Raw genomic sequence first — 3,288 nt, 5'->3', positions numbered from 1 at the left:
TCCAACTTTTCGCGGGCATCTGCAAGCGTCAGGAACCAGTGGGTGTTCAGGCACTCGGCCCGGAAGCGCCCGTTGAAGGCTTCGATGTAGGCGTTATCCGTAGGCTTGCCGGGCCGGGAGAAGTCCAACGTCACACCGTTGGTGTAGGCCCACAGGTCGAGGTCCCTGCTGATGAACTCGGAGCCCTGATCGACCCGGATCGTCCTCGGATAGCCGACTACGGCGCAGGTCGCCTCGAGGGTCTGGACAACGTCCTCACCCCGGTAGCTGAACCGCGGATCGAGCACCGGGGAGAACCGGGAGAACGTGTCGACGACGGTCAGGACGCGGATCTTCCTACCCGTTGCCAACTGGTCATGGACGAAGTCCATGGCCCAAACGTCATTCACGCGGGAGGCCGCGCAGCGGTCTTCCCTCAACTTCGCCTTCACCCTGCGCTTGGGCGTCTTGTTGCGGAGCTGCAGCCCCAACTCGTTGTAAATCCTGTGGGTTCGCTTCATGTTGATCTCCCGTATCTGTCCGGTGAGAGCCGCTTGCTGAGGAAGGCGGGTGTGCTCAGGACGTCCTTATGGACGCACATATGGACATACGCAGGGCAGCATGGCGCAGGTGACGGTGTTTTCGGACGCTCGCCGCCGGCGTGAGTGGTCGGATGAAGAGCGGCTTGAGATCCTGCGGGAGGCTTTCGCGCCGGGCGCCGTCGTTTCCAGGGTTGCGCGCCGGTATGACGTGTCTCGGGGCCTGATCTACATCTGGCGTCGTGAGGCGCTGAGGCGAGTCCAGTCTGCATTCGTGCCGGCGGTGATCGAGGATGCCGCGCCATCGGAGCCGCCCTGCGGATCGGTTGCGGAACCGGAAGCGGCGATCGTGCTGGAACTGGCGGATGGTCGGCGGCTGCGGATTTCAGCATCGGCCCCGCCAGCGCTTGCGGCCGCCGCGTTGAGGGCGGTGCGATGATCCCATCGGGCGCGCGGGTGTGGATTGCGATGGGCCATACCGATATGCGGCGCGGCATGCAGAGCCTGGCCGCCCAGGTGCAACAGCACTTCTTCAAGGATCCGTTCGCCGGCGATCTGTGGGTCTTCCGCGGTCGTTCCGGATCACTGGTGAAGATCATCTGGCACGATGGGATTGGTATGTCGCTCTACGCCAAGCGGCTTGAGAAGGGGCGGTTCGTGTGGCCCTCGGCGAAGGACGGCATGGTCTCGCTGACCACTGCACAGCTGGCCTGCCTGCTCGAAGGGATCGACTGGCGCAACCCGCAGTACAGCTGGCGGCCGCAGAGCGCCGGATAGCCTGCAAAGTCCCGCATTTGCGGCTTGATCTGCAGGGCTGGCAGTGATTCACTCCTCCCATGCAAGCGGCCGTTCCACCCTTTCCGGACGATGTTGACGTCCTCAAGGTGCTGCTGGCTTCAGCACTGCAGAAGATCGATCAGATCGAGGCCAACGCCCGGGCCAGGGAGAACGCCACCGCGGCGATGATCGCCCATCTCAAGCTGCAGAACGCCAAGCTGCGGCGCGAGCAATATGGCGCCAGCGCCGAACGCACCGAGCGGCTGCTCGCCCAGGGCGAACTGGAGCTCGAAGACCTCGAAGCCGATGCTGCCGACGACGAGCGTGCCACCGAAGCAGCGGCGGCGAAGACTGCAACCATTGCGGCCTTCGAGCGGCGCAAGCCGGCCAGGAAGCCGCTGCCGGACCATCTCCCGCGGGAGCGCGTCGTCATTCCCGCGCCGTGCGCCTGCCCGGCCTGCGGCAGCGACCGGCTGTCGAAGCTCGGTGAGGACGTAACCGAGACGCTCGAGGTGATCCCGCGCCAGTGGAAGGTCATCCAGACGGTGCGCGAGAAGTTCGCCTGCCGGGACTGCGAGAAAATTACCCAGCCACCGGCACCGTACCACGTCACCCCGCGCGGGATGTTCGGCCCCAGCTTTCTGGCCATGCTGCTGTTCGACAAGTACGGCCAGCATCAGCCGCTGCACCGCCAGGCCGAACGCTTCGCCCGCGAAGGCGTGGCGATCAGCGTCTCGACCCTGGCCGATCAGATTGGCGCCACCTGTGAGGCGCTGATGCCGATCTTCCGCCTGATCGAGGGACACACCTTTGCCGCCGAGCGGCTCCACGGCGATGATACGACCGTGCCGGTCAGGTCTAAGGGCAAGACCATCACCGGTCGACTGTGGAACTACGTTCGCGATGACCGGCCCTTCGGCACCGCTGATCCCCCGTCTGTGATCTTCCACTACTCGCGCGACCGGCGCGGCGATCATCCCAAGCGCCATCTGGCGGAATGGTCCGGCATCCTGCAGGCCGACGCCTATGCCGGCTACAACGAACTCTATACGCCTAACCGTGAGCCGGGGCCGATCCTCGAGGCGGGCTGCTTTGCCCATGCGAGGAGGAAGTTCTTCGAGCTTGCCGATATCGAGGGTGCCGCGCGCAGGAAGAGCCGCGGCGAGAAGCCCGGCATGGTCTATCCGATCGCGCTCGAGGCCGTGCAGAAGCTCGACGCCCTGTTCGCGATCGAGCGCGAGATCAATGGCCGTAGCCCGGACGAGCGCCTTGGCGTCCGCCAGGAACTCAGCGCCCCGCTGATGGCCGAGCTTCATGACTGGCTGAACACCCAGCTCGGCCGGATCTCCCGCAACCATGACCTGGCCAAGGCGATCAACTACATGTTGCGGCGCTGGGACGCCTTCACCCGGTTCCTCGCCGACGGCCGGGTCTGCCTGTCGAACAACGCTGCGGAGCGGGCCCTGCGATGCGTGCCTCTCGGACGAAAGTCGTGGCTGTTTTGCGGCTCCGATCGCGGCGGGCAGCGCGCGGCCGTCGCCTACTCGCTGATCCAGACCTGCCGGCTGAACGATGTTGATCCCCAGGCCTGGCTCGCCGATGTCCTTGCCCGCATTGCCGATCATCCCGTCAGCCGGCTCGACGAACTGCTGCCGTGGAACAGGCGGGTCTCTCGGCTCGCTCTGGCCGCCTGATGGCCCACGTCAACAAGGTCCATTCCGTCCGAACCATTGGCCTCGTCGCTCGGGAGCTCGACAAAACCGAAGACGAGATAGCCGACCTGGCGCTCGGCATGGATCCGGAAGACGGCCTCATCTGGGTTTACAGCCCAGAGCACGAGGACGGCATAATGGCCTTCACCTACGACTGCGGATTCCGAGGTCATCGCGCGCACCATTCCGATTTGATCGCGCGCGGGAATCCGAGGTGATGGCGCGCAGCGTTCCGAGAATTGTCCGCGCAGCATTCCGAAATGATCGCGCGCAGTTTGAGG

4 protein-coding genes and 1 pseudogene are annotated in these 3,288 nt (G+C 65.0%); 3 read left to right on the top strand and 2 right to left on the bottom strand.

What is annotated here, in order from left to right; all coding sequences use genetic code 11:
- Window positions 1-503: pseudogene (locus H7F49_RS19025) on the bottom strand (DDE-type integrase/transposase/recombinase); the annotation flags it as partial.
- A gap of 97 nt (window positions 504-600) precedes the next feature.
- Between H7F49_RS19025 and tnpA the strand changes: the two are divergent.
- The 3 genes from tnpA to tnpC are packed head-to-tail and all read left to right on the top strand — an operon-like array spanning window position 601 to window position 2,989.
- On the top strand, window positions 601-957 hold the full coding sequence (gene tnpA / locus H7F49_RS19020) for an IS66-like element accessory protein TnpA (protein ID WP_185685126.1): 357 nt from the start codon (window positions 601-603) through the stop codon (window positions 955-957).
- Window positions 954-1,295 (top strand): IS66 family insertion sequence element accessory protein TnpB, encoded by a 342-nt coding sequence (gene tnpB / locus H7F49_RS19015; RefSeq protein WP_185685125.1) that lies wholly within the window; start codon window positions 954-956, stop codon window positions 1,293-1,295. The genes tnpA and tnpB overlap by 4 nt, the downstream gene beginning before the upstream one ends.
- A 59-nt stretch (window positions 1,296-1,354) precedes the next feature.
- The gene (tnpC, locus tag H7F49_RS19010) at window positions 1,355-2,989 is read left to right on the top strand and encodes an IS66 family transposase (RefSeq protein ID WP_185685124.1); all 1,635 of its coding nucleotides are present in this window, start codon (window positions 1,355-1,357) and stop codon (window positions 2,987-2,989) included.
- Here the strand turns inward: tnpC and H7F49_RS19390 are convergent.
- On the bottom strand, window positions 2,917-3,288 hold a 372-nt coding region (locus H7F49_RS19390), incomplete at its 5' end, for a hypothetical protein (protein WP_214647916.1). The two genes, tnpC and H7F49_RS19390, sit on opposite strands and share 73 nt — an antisense overlap.

This window comes from Novosphingobium aerophilum, from assembly GCF_014230305.1.
GTDB classification, from domain to species: Bacteria; Pseudomonadota; Alphaproteobacteria; order Sphingomonadales; family Sphingomonadaceae; genus Novosphingobium; species Novosphingobium aerophilum.
Note: the sequence above shows the minus strand (reverse complement) of the source record. Positions and strands in the feature narration are given on the sequence as shown.